The organism is Desulfosarcina widdelii (assembly GCF_009688965.1).
Taxonomy (GTDB): Bacteria; Desulfobacterota; Desulfobacteria; order Desulfobacterales; family Desulfosarcinaceae; genus Desulfosarcina; species Desulfosarcina widdelii.
In genome coordinates, this window is the sequence record NZ_AP021875.1 from 5,978,564 (window position 1) to 5,999,107 (window position 20,544).

At 57.2% G+C, this 20,544-nt stretch carries 15 protein-coding genes and 1 riboswitch; of the genes, 4 read left to right on the forward strand and 11 right to left on the reverse strand.

What is annotated here, in order from left to right; genetic code table 11:
- Window positions 1-24 precede the first annotated feature (24 nt).
- Both GN111_RS27355 and GN111_RS27360 read right to left on the reverse strand, forming a co-directional pair.
- The gene (locus tag GN111_RS27355; RefSeq protein ID WP_155306789.1) at window positions 25-1,404 is read right to left on the reverse strand and encodes a sigma-54-dependent transcriptional regulator; all 1,380 of its coding nucleotides are present in this window, start codon (window positions 1,402-1,404) and stop codon (window positions 25-27) included.
- The gene (locus GN111_RS27360) at window positions 1,401-2,882 is read right to left on the reverse strand and encodes a two-component system sensor histidine kinase NtrB (protein WP_155306790.1); all 1,482 of its coding nucleotides are present in this window, start codon (window positions 2,880-2,882) and stop codon (window positions 1,401-1,403) included. Before GN111_RS27360 ends, GN111_RS27355 begins: the two co-directional genes overlap by 4 nt.
- 261 nt (window positions 2,883-3,143) lie before the next feature.
- Here GN111_RS27360 and pyk point away from each other — a divergent pair, with 261 nt between their 5' ends.
- A complete protein-coding gene (gene pyk / locus GN111_RS27365; RefSeq protein ID WP_231715577.1) occupies window positions 3,144-4,658 on the forward strand; it encodes a pyruvate kinase in 1,515 nt (504 codons plus the stop codon).
- 277 nt (window positions 4,659-4,935) lie between these two features.
- On the opposite strand, the gene GN111_RS27370 is transcribed toward pyk, so the two are convergent.
- The gene (locus GN111_RS27370; RefSeq protein WP_155306791.1) at window positions 4,936-5,433 is read right to left on the reverse strand and encodes a hypothetical protein; all 498 of its coding nucleotides are present in this window, start codon (window positions 5,431-5,433) and stop codon (window positions 4,936-4,938) included.
- 228 nt (window positions 5,434-5,661) lie between these two features.
- On the opposite strand from GN111_RS27370, the gene GN111_RS27375 reads away from it, so the two are divergent.
- Window positions 5,662-7,386, forward strand: coding sequence for an FAD-binding oxidoreductase (locus GN111_RS27375; RefSeq protein ID WP_155306792.1), 1,725 nt, complete (start codon window positions 5,662-5,664; stop codon window positions 7,384-7,386).
- Window positions 7,387-7,472: 86 nt separating this feature from the next.
- On the opposite strand, the gene rbr is transcribed toward GN111_RS27375, so the two are convergent.
- The 4 genes from rbr to GN111_RS27390 form a co-directional block, all read right to left on the reverse strand.
- Window positions 7,473-8,048 (reverse strand): rubrerythrin, encoded by a 576-nt coding sequence (gene rbr / locus GN111_RS27380; protein ID WP_155306793.1) that lies wholly within the window; start codon window positions 8,046-8,048, stop codon window positions 7,473-7,475.
- A gap of 381 nt (window positions 8,049-8,429) precedes the next feature.
- Entirely contained in the window at window positions 8,430-8,627 is a 198-nt protein-coding gene (locus tag GN111_RS33465) for a hypothetical protein (RefSeq protein ID WP_170302485.1), read from the reverse strand.
- Window positions 8,591-8,785: a ferredoxin gene (locus GN111_RS27385; protein WP_155306794.1), complete on the reverse strand. Its 195-nt coding sequence runs from the start codon at window positions 8,783-8,785 to the stop codon at window positions 8,591-8,593. The genes GN111_RS33465 and GN111_RS27385 overlap by 37 nt, the downstream gene beginning before the upstream one ends.
- A gap of 328 nt (window positions 8,786-9,113) precedes the next feature.
- Entirely contained in the window at window positions 9,114-10,019 is a 906-nt protein-coding gene (locus GN111_RS27390) for an adenylate/guanylate cyclase domain-containing protein (protein WP_155306795.1), read from the reverse strand.
- A gap of 366 nt (window positions 10,020-10,385) precedes the next feature.
- Window positions 10,386-10,479, forward strand: a riboswitch (cyclic di-GMP riboswitch).
- A 67-nt stretch (window positions 10,480-10,546) separates the two neighbouring features.
- Here GN111_RS27390 and GN111_RS27395 point away from each other — a divergent pair.
- Both GN111_RS27395 and ltrA read left to right on the forward strand, forming a co-directional pair.
- Window positions 10,547-12,772: a PKD domain-containing protein gene (locus GN111_RS27395; protein ID WP_155306796.1), complete on the forward strand. Its 2,226-nt coding sequence runs from the start codon at window positions 10,547-10,549 to the stop codon at window positions 12,770-12,772.
- 617 nt (window positions 12,773-13,389) lie between these two features.
- Window positions 13,390-14,649, forward strand: coding sequence for a group II intron reverse transcriptase/maturase (gene ltrA, locus GN111_RS27400; RefSeq protein WP_231715578.1), 1,260 nt, complete (start codon window positions 13,390-13,392; stop codon window positions 14,647-14,649).
- Between the two features lie 105 nt (window positions 14,650-14,754).
- On the opposite strand, the gene GN111_RS27405 is transcribed toward ltrA, so the two are convergent.
- The 4 genes from GN111_RS27405 to GN111_RS27420 form a co-directional block, all read right to left on the reverse strand.
- Window positions 14,755-16,005 carry a thiolase family protein gene (locus GN111_RS27405; RefSeq protein ID WP_155306798.1) on the reverse strand — a complete coding sequence of 417 codons (1,251 nt, stop codon included), beginning with the start codon at window positions 16,003-16,005 and terminating at the stop codon, window positions 14,755-14,757.
- Window positions 16,006-16,119: 114 nt separating this feature from the next.
- Entirely contained in the window at window positions 16,120-17,976 is a 1,857-nt protein-coding gene (locus GN111_RS27410) for an acyl-CoA dehydrogenase (protein WP_155306799.1), read from the reverse strand.
- Between the two features lie 381 nt (window positions 17,977-18,357).
- Entirely contained in the window at window positions 18,358-19,857 is a 1,500-nt protein-coding gene (locus GN111_RS27415; protein ID WP_155306800.1) for an SDR family oxidoreductase, read from the reverse strand.
- Window position 19,858: 1 nt separating this feature from the next.
- On the reverse strand, window positions 19,859-20,317 hold the full coding sequence (locus GN111_RS27420; protein ID WP_155306801.1) for a MarR family winged helix-turn-helix transcriptional regulator: 459 nt from the start codon (window positions 20,315-20,317) through the stop codon (window positions 19,859-19,861).
- Window positions 20,318-20,544: the final 227 nt, after the last annotated feature.

The window sequence follows — 20,544 nt, forward strand, 5'->3', positions numbered from 1 at the left end:
AGGATGGACAAAGGCCGGCGGAGTTCAGGAATCGCCGGAAAGAATCTTTTTACGGCGGTAGCGGAAGGTGTGGTGGTTGAGGCCCAGCAGGCCTGCCGCGCGGCTTTCATTGCCGTCGGCCATTTTCATTGCCGCTTCAATATAATGTTTTTCCACGGACCTTGTAAGGGAGGTAAGATCGAGGCCGTCCGGCGGTATCGGAGGAAAGCCCAGGGTGCATGATTCCAACGGTTCGGGGGAGGCCTCCAGACCGAGATCGGCGGGCGTCAGGGTCGGTCCCGCAGCCGTCAGCACCCCCCGTTCGATAACATTTTTCAGCTCCCGCACGTTTCCCGTCCAGTCGTGGCTCAGCAGGGCCTTTTCCGCCGCGGAAGAGAACCCGGTGATCGACTTGGCGAACTTCCCGCCGAATTCGACCATAAAATGGCGTGCCAAAGGAAGTATGTCGTCGGGTCGGGCGTTGAGGGAGGGAATTTTTACCTCCACCACTCCCAGGCGGAAGTAAAGATCCTTGCGGAACTCTCCCTTTTTTATCATGGCATCCAGATCCTGGTTGGTAGCCGAAATCACCCGGGTTTGCAGCGTCTGAAGGCGGACGCCCCCCACGTGGTAGTACTCACCCTGTTCGAGAAACCGCAGCAGTTTGGCCTGGGCCTGCAAGCTGAGATCGCCGACTTCATCCAGAAAAAGAGTCCCGCCGGCGGCCATTTCCACGAGGCCGCGTTTACCGGCCCCGGCACCGCTGAAGGCGCCCTTTTCGTAGCCGAACATCTCGCTTTCCAGTAGATCCCTGGGGATGGTCGCGCAGTTGACGGTGACGAACGGCCCTCTGAAATTGGGGCTCTGGTAGTGAATCGTGCTGGCGACCAGTTCCTTGCCGGTACCGGTGTCGCCCTGAATCAGGATGGGTGTGTCCGGGCTCTGGGCCACCCGGCCGACAAAAGTCATGACATCCTGGATCACATCGCTCTGGGCGATAAAATAGGGAATATGGGCCTGCAGGAACTGTTGCTGGAGTGTTCGAACCTCCTGTTGAAGCCGCACGCTTTCCAGTGCATTGCGGACCGTCGCTTCCAGGCCGGCCATCTGCAAGGGTTTGACCACATAGTCGTAGGCGCCCAGTTTCATGGCCCGGACAACGGTGTCGATTTCCTCGAAGGCGGTGATCATGACGACCCGCAGACCGGGATGCCGTTGGTAGATCTCCTCCAGGGCCTGCAACCCGTCCATGCCCGGCAGCCCGATGTCCAGCAGCACCAGGTCCGGCAGGCTTGCCTGCATGGCCGCCAGGGCCGGTTCCGCCGATGGGAAGGTTTCGATGCGATAGGCGTCGGCAAAGGCTGTTGCGATGCTGTCCCGGACGAGTTCTTCATCGTCGATGACATGGATGGCGAAAGGTCTCATTTTGGAAGCGGTTCTCCGGGTAGCGGCAGGTCGATGGTGAACTGCGCGCCGCCGTCTTTTCCGGCCGGATCGGCGGTCAGCCGGCCGCCATGATCCGCGACGATGCGCTGGCTCAGGCTCAGGCCGATGCCGGTGCTGCCGTTTTTGGTGGTGTAAAACGGATCGAAAATGGCCGACTGCAGCGCCTGGGGAAAGCCCGGCCCGGAATCCGAAACGACGATCCGCACGCTGTCCGGCCCCGGCAACGAGGCGATCCGGATCGTTTTATTCGTTTCGGTGTGCTTCAGTGCTTCGGCGGCATTGGTGATCAGGTTGAGGACCACCTCTTCGATGAGGGTGGGATCGAGCAGACATTGGGGCAGGTTTTCGGCGGTTTCGGTTTCGAGACGGACCCCGCTTTTCCTGAGTGCTACCCGGGAGAGGTCGATGGCCTCGCGCACGGGCCGGTTGGGATCGCAGGCAATGAGTCGAGGAGCCCCCGGTTTGGAAAAATCCATGACCCGTTTGATCACCGATTCGATTTTGCGGGAGGCCGAGCGCAGCTTTGCCAGGATGGCGACCGCCTTTTCGTCCGCGTGGCGATGATAGCATTTTTCCAGGGTATCGAGATAAATGTTGATGCCGGACAAGGGGTTGCGGATTTCATGGGCGATGCCCGTGGCCACCCGCCCCAGAGAGGACATTTTGTCGCGGATGCGCAGCAGGTGCTCCATCTCTTTGGCCGGCGTGATGTCCATCATGTTGACCAGCAGGGCCTGCCGCCCCCGGTACCGTGTCGTCACCGCACGGCAGTGAACCCATTTGACCCCTGAACCGGACGGATTTTCTCCGGGAAGATAAAACCTGAAATCGATATCGCAAGGCAGCTGCGAGCCCGATACGAGCCGGCGATAGTACGCCTCGACCTTGTCGGCATCTTCCGGATGAATGCTGTCCCGGTCCAGCAGCTTGTTGGCTCGCGGCAGGGGGCCGAGCAGCCGCTCCTGTTCCGGGTTCTGATAGACCACCTCGTCGTCCTGGACGATGGAGATGCCGGTCAGCGATCCTTCCACCAGCGAACGGAAACGATCCTCGCTTTCCTGAAAGGCGGTTTCGGTCCGGTGGCGCGCCGCTACCCGCCCCAAGATTTCGGCGACCAGAGCGAGCAGTTGGCGTTCTTCGTCCAGGAAAAGTGATTTTTCGGAAGGGTAATGGTTTTCCAGATACCCGATCTCCACAACGCCGATTTGCTTCTGCCCAACGGTAATCGCCTCGGAGACCATCCAGTCAGTTTGCCGGAAATGTTCGCTGGTGCGCTGGGTGGTATCCATGCGGATGGCGGCGCAGGCGCTTTCGGGAAAACGAAGGGCTCTCGGCAATTCGGTCGCCGTCCTTTCAAGCAGGGTCGTCAGCGATACCTGCCGCCGGTCGGCCAGTTTGGAAATGGTAAAAAGACAGTTGAGCCCCCTGTTCGGGCTGTGCGGTTTACGGGTAGACATCAAAGGATCACTTTGTTGGGATAAATAGCCGGTCGATGGAAAAACCGACGCCTGCAATTTCTGCTATCTCGTCGCTCAAAGGTTGTCAATGAGCGATTGGGCAATTTGAAAATAGAGGCCGATGCCGGCCATTTTTCGTCTGAAGTTACTTTCGATTTTTCCTTGATTCTTCGATAAAGTCCGCTTACCATTCATAAAAGTTTACTGCCCGACCTGTTTGCGGTACGCTCCATCGCAAAAGCGTTGTCCGGATTGTTTGGCGTGCCGTCTTCGCGCGACCGCTTTCGACAACCCCTGTTTTTCCAAAACGCCGGGCGCCGCATTTTTGCGGCAGGCAAGAAAGGGCTGAACATGACCATTCGCACCAAAATCGTGGCCACCATCGGCCCGGCTACCAATTCCCGTGAAATGCTGGAAAAGCTGGTTTCCGCGGGAATGAATGTGGCCCGGCTCAATTTTTCCCACGGCAACTACGAAACCCATTCCGAAGCGATCCGCAACATCCGCTCCATTGCCCGCATGCTCAATCGGCCGGTGGCCATTTTACTGGATCTCCAGGGGCCCAAGATTCGGGTGGGCAAACTGAAAGACGGTGAACCGGTGCGTTTAAAGCGCAATGCGGATTTTGCCATTACGACCCAATCGATGCCAGGAACCGATCAGATGGTTTCGACCACCTATGCGAGCCTGCCGGCCGATGTCCAGTCCGGGGACAGTATTCTTCTGGACGACGGTCTGATTCGGTTGAAGGTGGAGTCCAAAAGCAGCGACACCGTGTTCTGCAAGGTGAGAAATGGCGGCTGGCTGAAGGAGCATAAGGGTATCAATCTGCCCGGAGTAAAGGTTTCGGCGCCATCGCTGACGACGAAGGACATCCGGGATGTGAATTTCGGTATTCAAAACGGCGTGGATTACTTCGCCCTGTCCTTTGTACGCACCGCCGAAGATTTGGAGGCCATCAATGCCATCATGAAAAAGCAGGGCGTGGCGATTCCGGTGATCGCCAAGATCGAAAAGCCCGAGGCGGTGGATAATCTGGACGAGATTCTGGATGCGGCCGACGGCATCATGGTTGCCCGGGGGGATCTGGGCGTGGAGATGCAGCCGGAACTGGTGCCGATTATCCAGAAAAAGATCATTTCCGCAGCCATCTGCGGCAACAAACCGGTGATCACCGCCACCCAGATGCTGGAAACCATGAGCGTCAATCCCATCCCCACCCGGGCCGAAGCCTCCGACGTGGCCAATGCGATTTTCGACGGGACCGACGCGGTGATGCTTTCCGGCGAGACCGCTTCCGGGAAATACCCGGTCAAAGCCGTACAGATGATGGCCAAGATTGCCGAGCAGGCCGAAACCTCACCGTTTCTCAAAGTGAATCTGCACCATGAAACGGATCAGAAGGACCCGGTCACCCAAGCCGTGGCCCAGAGCGCCGTGAACATCCTGCATGAGGTCAATGCCCGCTGTATCATCGCTTTTTCCGTCTCCGGCAGCACCTCCAAAAAGATCTCCAAGCAGCGTCCGTCCAAACCGGTGTATGCTTTTACTTCCAGGATGAGTACCTACAATCGCCTGTCCCTTTTGTGGGGGATCACCCCGATGTTCATTGCCGACATCGAGAATGCCGTCCGCCTAGTGGAATCCAGCGAGAGTCTGCTCATCGGTAAAGAGTGCGTCCAGAAAGGCGATCTGGTCGTTCTGGTGATCGGGATGGGGCTCAAATCCGGATCCACCAATATTATCAAGCTTCACCGGGTGGGACATCAGGATTGACGGGGCGGGTTCGTAAGAAACCCGATATCGGCGTCATGCTTCATTCCTCAGGATTCGCAAGCCTTCCTGCTACGTCTGCTGTTGGCGGGAGTTCTCGGGGTTCTAAGGAAGTGACATCTGCTTAGGCGCAGTTTTTCGTTGGAGCGGCTTCCTTTCGGGTGTGTGGCCATGGGTGGTCTGAAAAGCTTTTACGAACCCGCCTGACACGCGGCATATGCGTTTATCAGGTTTGATAATCGCTGCCTGCTGAACCGGTTCGCCGGAGACCTCTGGTCAATCAGGCGGCGTTGAACTGATCAATGATCTTTTTTTTCAGCCGCTGGAACCAATTTTTTTCGCCGGCCGATTCGTCTTCGGGGAGAATGCAGGCCCGTTGGAGAAACTCCCCGAACTCCGGGTTGATTTTGCCAAAGGCCACGATTCTGTCGATGGAGAGTAGATTGTCCAGCGTCGGCGCCGACATTTCGATATGCGACGACCGCCGGATGGTTTCCATGGTGATGGAAAGGGCATAGACGGTGATATTTTCAGCCAGGTCCCCGGCCGACAGTTCCGGTCCGGCGGGGCGGTCGTACTGCAGCAGTTCGTGGATGCAGGCCACAAGTAGCGGGTCTCCCGTATCCAGCGTTTCGGTGCATTGATCCACGGCAAAGTTTCGGTCCAGAAAGTCGTCACAGTGTTTCTGGAGGGTTTTCAACCAGTAATCGTTTAAATTTTGCGGCAGTATGGCGCTGGGTCCACGGGACAACACTTCATTGGAAAACCTGGGCAGCATACACAACGCTCCTTGTTTTTGAATTTTCGATCATCCTTACCATACCCGGCGCAGTTCCTGAAACGGTAAATTTCCCCCACTACCATTTGTCGACGCATTGACAGACGACCGGTCAACTGGTAAGACCTCTTACCAGCAGGGTTCACCGTGCCGTTCCCACCGCATGAAAACCGGTGAATCGGCCGAACCGCTGCGCAGCATCCGGATGTTTATATCGGGGAGATTGCCATGGGAGATCAAAAGGGGCCGCAACCCAACTGGATCGAAGCCGCACCACCGAAGGGGTCCTTTCGTTCGATTTTTAAATGGGGCGATCCGCACGCCTACAAACATCCCAATGCCCGGCTGTACCGCCTGCTCAAGGAGGCCTTCAGCCTGGCCGACGATCACTTTAAAGTGCCCATCGACGACGGCTGCCGGCCAGTGGCTTTCGATCGGCCGGCCAAGGCGGTTTCTCCCGAGCAGGTGACGGCCATCCGCCAGATCGTAGGCGACGAAAACGTTTCCGCAAAAAGCTACGATCGGCTGAAATATGCCACGGGAAAGACGCTGGAAGAGTCCCTGCGGCTGCGGCAGGGAGAAGTCCAGGCCGTTTCCGATCTGGTGGTCCACCCCCGCCACAAAGAAGATGTCCGCCAACTGGTGGCCTATTGCGACCGGGAGCGGATACCGGTTGTCGTATACGGGGGTGGGAGTTCGGTCAATTTTGGGCTGCGGCCCGCCAAAGGCGGGATCACCCTGGTGATGGGGACCCATATGAACCGGGTGGTGCAGTTGAACGAAACCAACCAGACCGCCACCGTGCAGGCGGGGATCATGGGGCCGGATTACGAAGCGGCGCTGAACGAGGCCCCCCGGCGCTTTCAGGCCCGCCACCGGTATACCTGCGGCCACTTCCCGCAATCCTTCGAATACTCGACGGTGGGGGGCTGGGTGGTCACCCTGGGTTCCGGGCAGATGTCCTCCTACTACGGCGATGCCGGTGACCTGGTGATCAGCCAGGAGGTCGTCACGCCGTCCGGAGACCTCAAGACCCTCGATTTCCCGGCAACGGCCAACGGACCCTCGGTCAACCGCATGCTGATCGGCAGCGAAGGCTGCTTCGGTGTGCTGGTGGAAGTCACCCTGAAGATTTTCCGCTATCTGCCCAAGAATCGGCGCTATTTCAGCTTTATCTTTCCTTCCTGGGAAAAGGCGGTGGATGCGGGGCGCGAAATTTCACAGGGCCAGTTCGGTATGCCGGCCGTCTTTCGCATCTCCGACGAGGAAGAGACTCACATCGGGCTGAAGCTCTACGGCATCGACGGCACGCCGCTGGACCGGTTCATGCGCCTGCGGGGATACCCGCCCTACAAGCGCTGCCTGATGATCGCCACGGCCGAAGGAGAAAAGCGGTTTGCCCGCAATGTGAAGCGCTGCGCCAAGGCCATCTGCCGGCGTTTCAACGGGCTCTACCTTTCCGGTTATCCCACCCGGAAGTGGGAGCCGGGACGCTTCAAGGATCCATATTTAAGGGAAGATCTCAACGATTACGGGATTCTTATAGACACCCTGGATACCGCCGTAACCTGGGATCGGATTCACCAACTGCACCAGGGGGTGCGGGCGGTGATCAAATTGCGGCCGGCGACGATCTGCATGACCCACGCATCTCATTTCTATCCCCAGGGAACCAACCTTTACTTTATCTTCATCGCCCGGGCCAGGGACATCGACGACTACACCGCATTTCAGGATGAGATCCTGGACGCCTTTCAACGCTTCGGCGGTTCTCCCACCCATCACCACGGGATCGGCAAGCTTTTCAGTCCCTGGATGGATGCTCACCTGGGCGAGGCCCAGATGGCCGTTCTCAGGGCGCTCAAACGCCATTTCGATCCCAACAACATCATGAATCCCGGCGGGCAGCTGGGGCTGGATCTGGAAGGCCGCCATTGGCGGGAGATCCGCTGAGAGGCAACAGCCTGCTTTTCGTCGTAGACACGGTCAGCAGTGTTCCATACTTGATGGACTCGTAAAAAGTCGTGTTTCCGAGCCCGTCAATACTTGGGGTCAAAAACCTCGAAGTAGTTAGACGGACGTACACAGGCCGGGCATTTTTCCGGAGCCTCGCTGCCCTGGTGAATATATCCGCAGTTGATGCATCGCCAGGTACAGCTGGATTCCCGGCGGAAGGCGCGATTCGTGGCCATATTTTCGGCCAGTTCCCGAAATGTCTCTTCATGCCGCACTTCAGCAACCGATATGGCGTCCCAGACGTCGGCCGCCCGAACCAACCCTTCCTCCCTTGCGACCTGAGCAAATCCAGGATACAGGCTGCTGTGGACATATTTCTCCAGCTCCGCTGCTGCCACCAGATTGGCCTTTGTATCCTTGACCACGCCAGTCAGGAAACTGGCGGTCACTTCCAATTCCCCGCCGTTGAAAAATTTAAAAAAGCGCAAGGCATGTTCGCATTCCTGGCCGGCAGTTTCCCTGAAAATGCCGGCAAACTGAATATAGCCTTCCCTGGCTGCCTGATCGGCAAAAAAGGTGTAGCGGGTGGTTGCCTGGGATTCGAAAGCATAGGATATCAATAAATTTTTAGCGGTACGGCTTTCCCTGAACGCCACCATACAAATATCTCCTAAACAAGATCCGAATATCGCGGATTTCAATTTTTTGATCGGAAGACCAATAAAAGGAGCGGTAAACCGCCCGCGGTGCGGGGAGGATGCCGCTCATTCAATCCACCCCATCGTTGCATAACAACATGCGAAAATTATTGTTACCGTTTGAAAATATAGATAAATAATAACAACCACAAGGCGTCTTAGTAATGCACCAAATGTGATTGTCCCGCAAAAAGTCCCAGACTCGTCATGCCGGACTCGATCCGGCATCCAGAAGGTATTGGAATGACTGGATTCCGGCATACGCCAGAATGACATCAACTTACGGGTTCCGACTTTTTGCGAAACTATCGAATGTGAGTTGCCGGAAAAACAATGATTGTCTCATGTTGTTCCCCTTACGGGAAAGCCGGAGCAATCCAGATCCGGCGTTGCCAAGGGATTGCAGTAGATCACTACGGCGGCACCCTTGACGCCTTGGCTCTGAATCGCCCCGGCTTTTACAACGTTGGGGTCCAGTCTACTGAAAAAGGCCGAAACGGCGGTCAGTCTTCGATAATCGTGATGGCATCCGCGCCACATTCGGCGGCCGCCTGGCGAACGACAGCTTCATACTTTTCCGGAATTACATCGAACTTGACGATAGACATGAGTTGATCCTCGTCATATTCAAACACTTCAGGGCAAAGGTTGTTGCAATTTCTGTCTCCCATGCACTGGCTGTCGATTTTAACTTTCATCTTTTCTCCCCCTTGTATTGGTTGTGGTTTCTCGTTTTACCGTATTCGTGCCCATTCAGAAATGGTCAATCCAATCTTGCCCTTGGCCGATATCTTTGCTGCGCGAAAAATTATATCCCAGGAATATCAACTATATGCACCCCAAGGGCATAAAACCCGAGCTAAAATTGGTCGCGTGCTTTCCTGTCCCGCCTGATCTTCAATGGGAGATCTCGACCAAATTTTCCTATTTCTGGACTGGCACTAACTAAGCCAAAATATACAATTGTTTGCGTCTTCGTTTTTTACCCGCTTTTCTGGCGGGCGCTAATTTTCAGCCGGCAAGGATCTATAGAATTTTGTACCGCACCGCCAGTTGCTCATCTTCGCCGATTTTTTTACCCAACCGGATCAGGCCCTCGCCTTCCAACTGGATGGCGTCCCGGCGCAGGAAAATGGGTTCATCCGCATTCATTTTCAGGAAGGTGCCGTTGGTGCTCTGGTCGATCAGCAAAAAGCGGTTGCGCTGCAGTTCAATGCGGGCGTGCATGCGGCTGACCATGGGGTCGTCGATGATCAGATGGTTGGCAGCACCTCGGCCCATGGTGAAGATCGGCCGTTCGTGGTCCACCAGGATGCGTTGCTGCAGATATCGGATTTGAAGGAAATCCTTTTTTGAGGTCAGGGATGCGATCATCTCTTCGGTGAAGGAACTGGACATGGTCATCTGTTCCGGCTTGCCCCAGACCAGTTCATGGATTTCCATGATATCGTCCATCCCCCGAACCCGGGTCCGGTCGACGATACGCGCCATGCGCTTCAGATCCGACTTCATCTGCACAAGGGTTTCTTTGTTGGTGATGATCTGATCGCTTTTGGCCAGTTCGACCATGCGCGCGCCCACATTGGCCGCGTCTCCAAAAACGTCCTGTGACTCACAGATTGCATCCCCGTGATGGAATCCGATCCGCAGATGGATGTTGGCCTGAATCATCTTCGAATCGAAAGCGATCTCCTCATGCATCTGCCTGGCGGTTTCGGCGGCGTTGTCGGGCGTCGGGAAGGTTCCCATAACAGCGTCCCCGAGGGTTTTGATGAATGTGCCGTCGTTCGCCTGGATCAACCGCTTTAAATGGGAGAGGCATTCGGCAATCAGCTCCCGGGCTTTCGACCCCCCGAAAGTATCATAAAGACGGGTGCTGCCTGCGATGTCGGCAAAGAGAACAGTCAATTGTCGGGTGGGAAAGGTGGCCATGTCCGAAGCATCCGTCGTTCCGATGATTGTTGATTGGAAACGATCAGTCGCACATTCTCACGGTGGTGCCGGGTTGTCAAGATAGCGGCGGGAATCGGTGCCGGTCAGTCCTCGGAAAAGGAAGCCCTTTTTGCGCGTGCGGGTCCGTTTTCCCTTATGCGCAAGAATTGAACTTTCATTGATCGCCAGCGTTACTTTTTCTGCACGGACTGAATAATGGTTTGCCTCCACGATTGGTACCTCGATTACTAAAAAATGAGATCGAAATCGATGTGAAAACAATATGTTGAGTTTTGATCTATCTGTCGGTCGTTATTTTGGTACTGTATTTGCTGATATCCCTCGATAATACAGTATTACCGCAATGCTCGATAACGGCAAACCACTCGAAAGGGTGGGACGCAAAGCCACTGGCCTAAATCTTCTCCGGCCGGGAAGACAGGGCAGCAGGGCTACCGAAGGCAAACGGATGCATCCTCTGCGGATTCACCGATTGTCGAATTTAACGAATCTCGGAGGATTGAAGTATGTCCAAACGGTCTTTCAACCCGTTGCTGAACTGCGTATGTATACTGCTTACCATTGGCGCCATCTTGCTATCCGCCAATAGCGGTTTTTCCGCGGATACCTATACCGTACCCCAGACCGCTGAAGTGACAATATCCTGGGACCCCAACGACCCCACCCCCGAAGGGTACCGGATCTTCCAACGCACGGAAGGTGAATCCTACGAATACAGCCAGCCCTGCTGGACCGGCTCCGATACCCAGGGGACAGTCTACAACCTGGACTGGAACACTACCTATTATTTTGTTGTACGGGCCTATGAAGGCGACCTGGAGAGCGCCGATTCGGAAGAAGTGTCCTATCAAACGCCGGTGTCCGAAACAACGACCTACACCATCACAGCCGCAGCCGGCAATAACGGCAGCATCTCACCCAGCGGCAGCGTGGCGGTTGCCGAGGATGCCGACCAGACGTTCACCATCACTCCCGACAGCGGGTATTCTATCGCAGATGTCCTGGTCGACGGTGTGTCCCAGGGCGCCATCGCGTCCTACGCATTCAGCCAGGTTGCCGCCGATCATACGATCACGGTGGAATTTACCGCCGATACATACTGGATTTCCGCTTCCGCCGGAGATCACGGCGATATCAATCCCGTGGGCGACACCGAAGTGGTTCAGCGTGGCAGCCAGACCTTCACGATCACTCCCGACGACGGCTATAGTGTGGCCAGCGTCGTAGTTGACGGCGTGGACCAGGGACTGCTCACTTCCTATACCTTCGATAGCATCGACGCCGATCATACGATCACGGCCAATTTTTCCGCTAACACCTATGCGATCACCGCCTCCGCGGGAGAAAACGGCAGTGTGTCTCCAGCCGGCACCACCAGCGTCGAGCATGGCGGCAGCACAACCGTTACGATCACCCCGGACAGCGGCTACGCAATAGCGGACGTTCTGGTGGACAGCGTTTCCCAGGGCGCCATCGAATCCTATACATTCAGTAATGTCACTGTCGACCACAGCCTGCAGGCAACATTTACCGCCGATACCATCAGCCCGATAAACCAGGCCCCTGTCGCGGATGCCGGCCCCGACCAAAAGGTGGACGAGGGCCAGGCGGTCACGCTCAACGGGCTCAATTCCACCGATGCCGATGACGGCATTGCCGAATTCCAGTGGTATCAGATTCAGGGAGGCGAGGTTGTGCTGAGCCGAGCGAATCAGGGACAAGCCAGTTTCACCGCGCCCGATGTGGACGAATCAGGGGTGTCCTTGGTGTTCGAACTCCATGTGACGGATTATAGCGGCGAGACCACCGTTGACACCTGCATCGTGAACGTAACCTGGGTCAACGAGCCGCCGGCCGCCAATGCCGGCCAGGCTCAGACCGTGAATGAAGGCGATGTCGTCACTCTTTCCGGCACCGGTTCCTCCGATCCGGACGATGGAATTGTCCAATACGAGTGGCAACAGACTCAGGGTCCCGCAGTGACCCTATCGGGGAGCTTATCCGAAGTTGCCTCTTTTACCGCTCCGGACATCGACTCCGAAGGCACTTCACTGGTCTTCCAACTCACGGTTACCGATGACGGTGGGCTTAAGGATACCGATTCCTGCCTGGTGTCCGTCGCCTGGGTCAATACACCGCCCCAGGCGGATGCCGGAGAAGACCAGCAGGTCGGTTCGGGCGATGACGTTACGCTAAACGGAACCCGATCTACGGATCCCGACGGCGATACGGACCTGTCCTACCGCTGGCGCCAAACCGAAGGCACCCCGGTGGAACTGTCCGATGCCACCGCCGGCCAACCCGGTTTCGTTGCCCTGGAGATCGAAGAAGAAATGCAGACCCTGACCTTCGAGCTGACCGTTACGGACAGCCAGGGCCTGCAGGATCTGGACACCTGCCAGGTTGTCGTTACGGGGTCCACGGAAGAGGAAGCGGACACCTCGGCGCCCGTTCTGACCGTCACCTCCCCGTACCGTGACTCGGTAACCACCAGCCGGTTCTATATCAGTATGTCCGGCAGCACGTCAGATGATACGGGCGTGACACAGGTCACCTGGAAAAATGATCGCGGCGGCAGCGGCGTAGCCAATGGAACGGAGCATTGGACGATTTACGCGATTCGCCTGAGTTATGGCACCAACGTCATCACCCTGACCGCCACCGATGCGGCCGGTAATGCGACATCGGTAACCAGAACCGTGGTTTACCAGTCCAGATGGTGGTGGTGGTAGAAAGGTAAACGCTATTCGGTGAACTGGAAAAACAACGGCCGGGGAGAAATCCCCGGCCGTTTTATTTTGGTGCGCCCGGCAGGGCGCACCCACTTGGAGGTGAGAGTCCTCTACACACCCGTCAGGGGGAAGTGTTAGCTGAACGGCAACTGCGGCATCGCGAGGTGTTGTGGGGAGGAAGCCGAAGGCAAAACGCTGGCCCGACGAACAGGAATCGCATACGAGGCACGCATGTCGGATGAGGAGCCCAATATCTCTAAAGTCCGATACCTGACCGGAAGGCATGCGTGTATATGCGGCGGGCATAAGCGTGAAGGTGGGTGCGCATTACCCGGGGAGATCTGTCCGCCTGCCATGTGCTACCGGGGCCGTGAGGCGTCGGGATGGGCGGGCAGAAGTCAGCCGAGGGCATAGTAGGTCCACCGACCGGACTAAAGGCCTGAACATGGTGTATGGCAAGGGAGCCGAGTGTTTCGATGACGAAGACAGCCGCAGAAGGGTGCTCTGAGACGGGTGCCGCCATGGCCGAGGGTAGGGGACGGTATCCCCGAGAGTACGCCGGTGGTGCAGGCATCGTCACGGCAACGAGCGGGCACTGCCTTGCGGAGCACAGCAGAATGATGGAAGCGGTGGTCGGATGCGAGAACATGCTTGAGGCCTACCAGCGCGTACGCGCCAACAAAGGCGCCGCTGGCGTTGACGGCATGGACGTCGACGAGTTGTGGGACTATTGCAAGGCCCACTGGTCTCAGATCAGAGCGGAGCTGTTGGAGGACCGGTACAAACCGCGGGCCGTGCTTGGGGTCCAGATCCCCAAGCCTAACGGTGGGATGCGCCAACTGGGCATCCCGACGGCGTTGGACCGCTTGATCCAGCAGGCCGTGCATCAGGTGTTACAGCCCATCTTCGATCCTGATTTTTCCGAGTTCAGCTACGGATTTCGGCCCGGCCGCAGCGCGCATCAGGCTGTGCTCCAGGCACAAAGCTATGTTGCCGACGGCCGGCGCTGGATAGTGGATATGGATTTGGAAAAGTTCTTTGACAAGGTCAACCACGACATCCTGATGTCGCGGGTGGCGCGCAAGGTCAAGGACAAGCGGGTGCTGCGCTTGATACGCAGATACTTGCAGGCGGGAATGATGATGGACGGCGCAGTCAGCGCGCGAACCCAGGGCACGCCCCAAGGTGGCCCGCTGTCGCCGCTGTTGTCCAACATTCTGTTGGATGAGCTGGATAAAGAGCTTGAGAGACGAGGACACCGATTCTGTCGGTACGCGGACGATTGCAATATCTACGTGCAGTCCAGGCGGGCCGGCGAGCGTGTCTTAGCCTCGATCACGCAGTTTCTCAACCAGCGACTGAAGCTCAAGGTCAACGCAGCCAAGAGTGCGGTCGATCGGCCCTGGAAACGCAGCTTTCTGGGCTACAGTATGACGTGGCACAAACCACCGCGCCTGAAGGTGGCCCCCAAGGCGATCAAACGTCTGAAGCAGGGGCTACGGGCGGTATTCCGGTGGGGCCGAGGCAGATCGCTTAAGGCCACGATCATGACCCTGGAGCCGAAGCTACGCGGGTGGGTGAACTACTTCAAGCTATCGCAGGTGAAAGGCGTTTTCGAGCAACTGGACGGATGGATACGGCGCAAACTGCGCAACATCATCTGGCGGCATTGGAAGCGGAATTTTACCAGAGCGAAAAACCTGATGCGCATGGGATTGTCGGAGGAGCGTGCATGGCGTTCGGCTACCAACGGGCGCGGCCCGTGGTGGAACTCAGGGGCCTCGCACATGAATCAGGCCTTTCCAAAACTCTATTTTGACAGGCGTGGCCTCGTGTCACTGCTCGATCAACTGCGAGGACTTCAATCTACAACGTGAACCGCCGTGGTACGTGAACCGTATGCCCGGTGGTGTGAGAGAGGGAGGCCGCGAGGCCTCCCCCTACTCGATGGTCGATATTCAATGGGGTTGCGGCAAGAGAAGCTACATCATCTCTACCCCGCAGGCCATGGAAACGCCGCCGCCGCCGCACAAGGTGGCCAGCCCCAGGGATTTGCCGCGGTTTTTCATGGCATGCAGCAACGTGACCATGATGCGGCAGCCGGTGGCCCCTACCGGGTGGCCCAGGCCGATTCCCGAGCCGTTGACGTTGGTGATTTCCCGGTCCAGACCCAAATCCCGTTCGCAGCCGATGTACTGAGCGGCGAAGGCTTCATTCAACTCCACCAGGTCGAAATCGCCGATGGTCATGTTATGGCGCGCCAGCAGATTTTCCACGGCCGGCACCGGGGAGAGGCCCATAACCGACGGGTGACAGGCCCCGCGTCCGGTGGCGACGATGCGCGCCAGGGGTTTCAGTCCCAGTTCCTTGGCCTTTTCGGCGGACATGATCACCATGGCGGCCGAGCCATCGTTGATGCCCGAGGAGTTGCCGGCGGTGACCTTTCCTATTTTAGGAACGAAGGCCGGGGGCAGTTTTTCCAACTGGTCCATGGTCAGGCCGGGCCGGAAATGTTCGTCGCGGGCGAAGACCAGCGGATCTTTTTTGCGCCGCGGAATTTCCATGGGGACGATTTCGTCGGCAAAGGAGCCGTCGTCGTTGGCCCGCTCGGCATTGTTCTGGCTTTTCAGGGCAACTTCGTCCATCTCCCGGCGGGAAATGTCCTTGTACTGGGCGATGAATTCGGCCGTCTGCCCCATGATGTAGGGCTTGCCCACAAACATGCTCAACGGCGGCTGGGTTTCGTCCACGGGACCGTCTTCCGGATGAGGGATGATGTGGGAGCCGCAGTGCAGGGCATGGATCATGGCGTCCACAAAGACGTGGTCCTGGAGCCGGCAGCCCCAGCGGGCGTTGGGCACCTGGTAGGCCACGCCGCTCATATGCTCCACGCCGCCGGCCAGAATGACGTCGGCCATGCCTGCCTGGATCATGGCCATGCCGGAGAGCACGGCCTCCATGCCGGAGATGCACACCCGGTTGATGGTAACGGCGGTGATTGAATCGGGGATCCCTGCCAAAAGGGCGCATACGCGGGTGACGTTGAGGGCGTCGGCCGGCTCCATGCAGCAGCCGAAGCGCACATCATCGATGATGGCCGGATCGATGCCGGCGCGTTTAATGGCTTCCTTCATGGTGACGCTGCCGATAACGGCGGCGTTGGTGTCTTTGAGTGTGCCCCCGAAGGCCCCGATGGCCGTCCGGCAGGCGGATACGATAACGACATCTTTCATGTTCTTCTCCTGTTTGGGGGTGGAACGTTAGTTTTCTGAGTATATCTTTCAATGAGCGTATGGTCCAAACGAGATAATCCGGTTCCGCGAACTGAGAATCGTCTATAACACCTGCTAAAGCCCTCCGAACCCCCGCTCGCTGATCTTCAAGGTCGCGTCGTCGGAAGCCCGGACCGCGGCAAGCCGTCCCAACGCAACCGGAAGTACGGAGCGGATGAAATAGCGGGCCGACTGGATTTGACCGTCGTAGAAAGCCGCGTTTTTATCCTTTTCGAGGAGGGCCTGTTTTTTCTCGCCCGCTGCGTCGCCGACGATTTTGAACAGCTTGGGGGCCGCGATCACAGCCCGCCAGAGCAGCATCCACCCCATGATTACGTCTCCCATGGCCATCATGAAAGGATGGGCGGAGGCAAAAGCGGTTTTGAATTCGGGGCTCATGGCCTGCTTGCCGATGGCCATGGCCGTTTCACCGAGCTGGTCAACGGCGGCTTCCAACGCCGTCGCCATGGGGCTGAGCGCATCCATGGCCTTGGCCTGTTCGACGATGGACTTGATTTCACCGAGAAAATCCATGAACACGGCGCCATTTTTCATGCCCAGCTTGCGGCCCAGCAGATCCATGGCCTGGATGCCGTCGGTGCCTTCGAAGATCGAGGCGATTTTACAATCCCGGGCCAACTGCTCGACCGGGTAATCCATGGTGTACCCGCAGCCGCCGTGTACCTGCATGGCCTCGATGCAGACCTCGAAGCCGCGTCCGGCGCAGTAGGCTTTGATCAGCGGGGTAAGCAGGGCAATGAAATCGTCGTTGCGTGCCCTTTCGCTTTCATCGGCCGCGCATTCGGCCAAGTCGAAGCATCGGGCCACAAAGTAGATGAAACTTCTCATCCCCTCCACATGGGCTTTCATCCAGAGCAGCATACGTCGCACATCGGGGTGGCGGATAATGGGCACCGAGGGTGCTTCGGCATTCTTGCCATCGGCCAGATCCCGCCCCTGAATGCGCTCCCTGGCGAAGTTGACCGCGTGCATGAATGCCGCCGTGGCATTGCAAAAGCCCATGAATCCGACATCCAGGCGGGCCTCGTTCATCATATGGAACATGATTTTCATGCCGGCGTTTTCTTCTCCCAGCAGCAGGCCGCGGCAGATGCCTTTGCTTCCCATGGACATGGAGCAGGTGGCGCTGCCATGCAGGCCCATCTTCTCTTCCGTGCCCGTACAGACGATATCGTTGGGCTCGCCCAGACTGCCGTCCTCGTTGACCCAGATTTTGGGAACGATGAAAATGGAGATGCCCTTGGTGCCGGCTGGCGCACCCTCGATGCGGGCCAGGACCGGGTGGATGATGTTTTCGGTGAGATCGTGCTCACCATTGGTAATGTAGATTTTGTTGCCCGTAATGGCATAAGTGCCGTCGTCCAGGGGCTTGGCCGATGTGATCAGGGCGCCCACGTCGGATCCGGCCTGCGGTTCGGTGAGGTCCATGGTTCCACCCCACTGGGCCGTATAGAGTTTTTCCAGGAACAACTCTTTTTGCTTCTCGGTGCCGAAAAGCTCGATCATCTTGCCGGTGCCGTGGCCTTCCATGGCGTAAATCACCATGGCGTAGTTGGCCCCGATAAAGTATTCGCCGGCGGCGCGCATGACCATGTGGGGCAGTCCCTGGCCGCCCACGGCCGGATCTTCGGTAAGGGAGGTCCACTCGTTTTCGACCATCAACTGGTAGGGCCGCCGGTAGCACTCCGGAACGACGACCTTGCCGTTTTCGAAGCGCACGCCGACCCGGTCTCCCTCGGAATGGGTGGGCAGCACCTCCTTGATACCGAAGGCCCGGGCTTCGGTCACCACCATGTCCACCATTTTTTTGTTCAGGTCGCGATGTTTTTGAGTTTTAAACAGTTGCTCGACATCCAGTTGTTCGTAGAGGACAAAGTCGATGTCCCTGCGGTCTGCGATCTGTTGCGCCATGGCTCCATTCTCCTGTACGATAAAAATGGTGCCACTGCCGGTTGCGCATCGCGGTGAGCAGCTCTGCGGTAAGATTCACAGCGCTGCATCATCTTTGCATGTACGCCTGCGGGCGTGATCTGTCGGCAATCGCCGAACCCATCGAAACGACGGCTGACAGTGGCAAGTGAGGGATAAGTGATGATTTGTTAGTATAGGGCCAGGGCCTTGTCAAGCAAGGCAGTGCGTGAATTGCAAGTAATTGTTGAACTCGGTTCAATAGCCACTGGCAGCCGGTGTGCCGAAAAATTAGAACCAGTCAAACCACCTGCTGAGCGGGTGGTCAGTGAATTTTGTAAGTTTGAAGCGGCGGTCTGTTCGTTTGCCGGCTGGCAGGGGTTATCAATCGCTGGGCCCCACCCATGGTGAGGGATTTCCGTAAACTACGAACGGTCCCGGGTTGATGGAACCTCCGCCGATGGGCATGTATCCCATACCGATGAAAAGGGCGGGGTTGATTTTACGCAGTTCGTCGCGCATGCCGTGGACCGGTCCTTTGTTGTAAACGCTGTAGTCCAGTTTAAAGCTCTCTTTGCGATCGAAAACAGAGGTGCCCACGGATGTCTTCATGCGACGGGTGCGCCAGATGGTGCCGTCTCCTTCCTTTTCCTGGAATAGATTGTACCCCTGCCCGTTTTGGGCGGCTTCGGCCGTAAAGCCTTTGCCCAGCCAGCGTCCCGGCCCGAAAAAGTGTTGGGTATAAAAGTCGGCCGCCGGCGCCATAATGCCTACGGCCAGGTTTTTGGCCTGGTATTCTCCCTGAAGATCGGACAGGGTCGGCGGTGTTGCGGAATGAAAAAGCTGCATTACTTCGGATTTCGACAAACGCTCGATATCCGCCAGGGTGGCCTGCTCGGGCGGAACGCCGAGAATTTGCTCCATGGAACGGCCATCCCATCCGCTGCTGCCGTTTTGCAGGATGTTGATCCCGGTGACCAATAGATTGAGGACAATCAGGACGGCCAGCACCTGGGCTGCGCTTTTCATCCATGCAAACCCCTTCTTTCGGTGGGCAGCGGTCGCGCTTGACGCGTTCGGATCCCTTCCCGTCCAGGTGTCGTTGGCCCGCCACATCCCCAGCGCCTGGTTGAGGCGGTCCATGAGAGAAATCGGAAGCAGCACCTTGGTCAGCGGCGTGAGGATTTTTACCGGCAGGGACGGAATGGCCACCATGGCTTTGTTTTTGCGGATGCCGGCCACGATTTTGACGGCCACCACCTCGGGATCCAGAAGACGCGTGCCGGCCACCATTTTCGAACCGGCGAACATGCCGGTCCCGACGGTGTTGGGGCAGACCGCCGTAAAGCCGACGTTGCATTTGCGTTTTTTCATCTCCTGGCGAAGGGCATCGGTAAGGCCCACCACGCCGAATTTGCTGGCGCAGTAAGCCGAAAGGTTGGGCAGCGCCAGAATGCCGCCGGCCGAGGCGACGTTGACCACATGCCCGCTGTTCTGTGCGACCATGGCCGGTAGAAAGGCCTTGCAGGTCCAGAACTGGGCCGTCAGATTGACCGTCAGGATTTTTTCGATGGTTTCGTCCGGCAGTTCGTCCAGCGGCGCGGCCTTTACGATACCGGCGTTGTTCACCAGGATGGAGACTGTGCCCATTTCCTTTTTGATGGTCTGCGCCAGCTCGTAAACGGCCTTGCGCTCCGAGATGTCGCAGGTGTAAGGCCGGCAGACGCCCAGGGCGGATAATTCGTCGGCCGTGGCCGAAAGGGCGTCGGCATTGACGTCCACCAGGGCCACCTCGCACCCGGCTTCAAGAAGCAGTCGACTGACACATTTGCCCATTCCCATGGCGGCCCCGGTCACTACAGCCAATTTTGCGTTCAGCTTCATCTTATCTTTCCTTTTTCGGTTGGGCGTCTTGCGTATCGAGGATCTCTTTCAACTGTCGGGCTGTCCGGATGACTCCCTCGATATCGATATCCGCACGGTTTTTCAGGTTGGACAGGAGCAATGCAAAGGTATGTTCTTCCACCGCCCGCACCAGGTTTTCTCCTTCGGCTGCGATCTGCACGATTCGCCTGCGTTTGTCCCCGGGACTCTGGCGCCGTTGCAACAGGCGGCGCTTTTCCATGCGGTCGATCAATCGGGTGGCCGTGCTCACCGGGATTTTCATTTCGGCCGCGATATCGCCCATGGCGGCTGGCCCCTGTCTTCTGAGGAACTGCAGCAGGTAAATCTGTTCATAGGTCAGGCCGAACCGCTCGACCTTCGCGCGTTCGAAGCGATAGATGGCCTGCAGGGCGCCGAATAGGATTTCGTCCAGTTGCTCTCGGGAGATGGATCCCAGCATGGTTTTCCTGTCGATGGCAGAGCAAATCAAGATTGTGGGTCAGGGTTTGGAGAAAACCTGACGGATTTGATTGCAAAATGCAAGTAAATTTTTATTTGCATCAATAAATGAAACCATTTTTTGTTCTGGCCGCCGTTCAGTATTTTGCTCTGTTCATACGGTGATCTGTATTAATATACAATAAATAATAGTAGTTATCATCTATCAATGCGATTTGTTACGTCAGG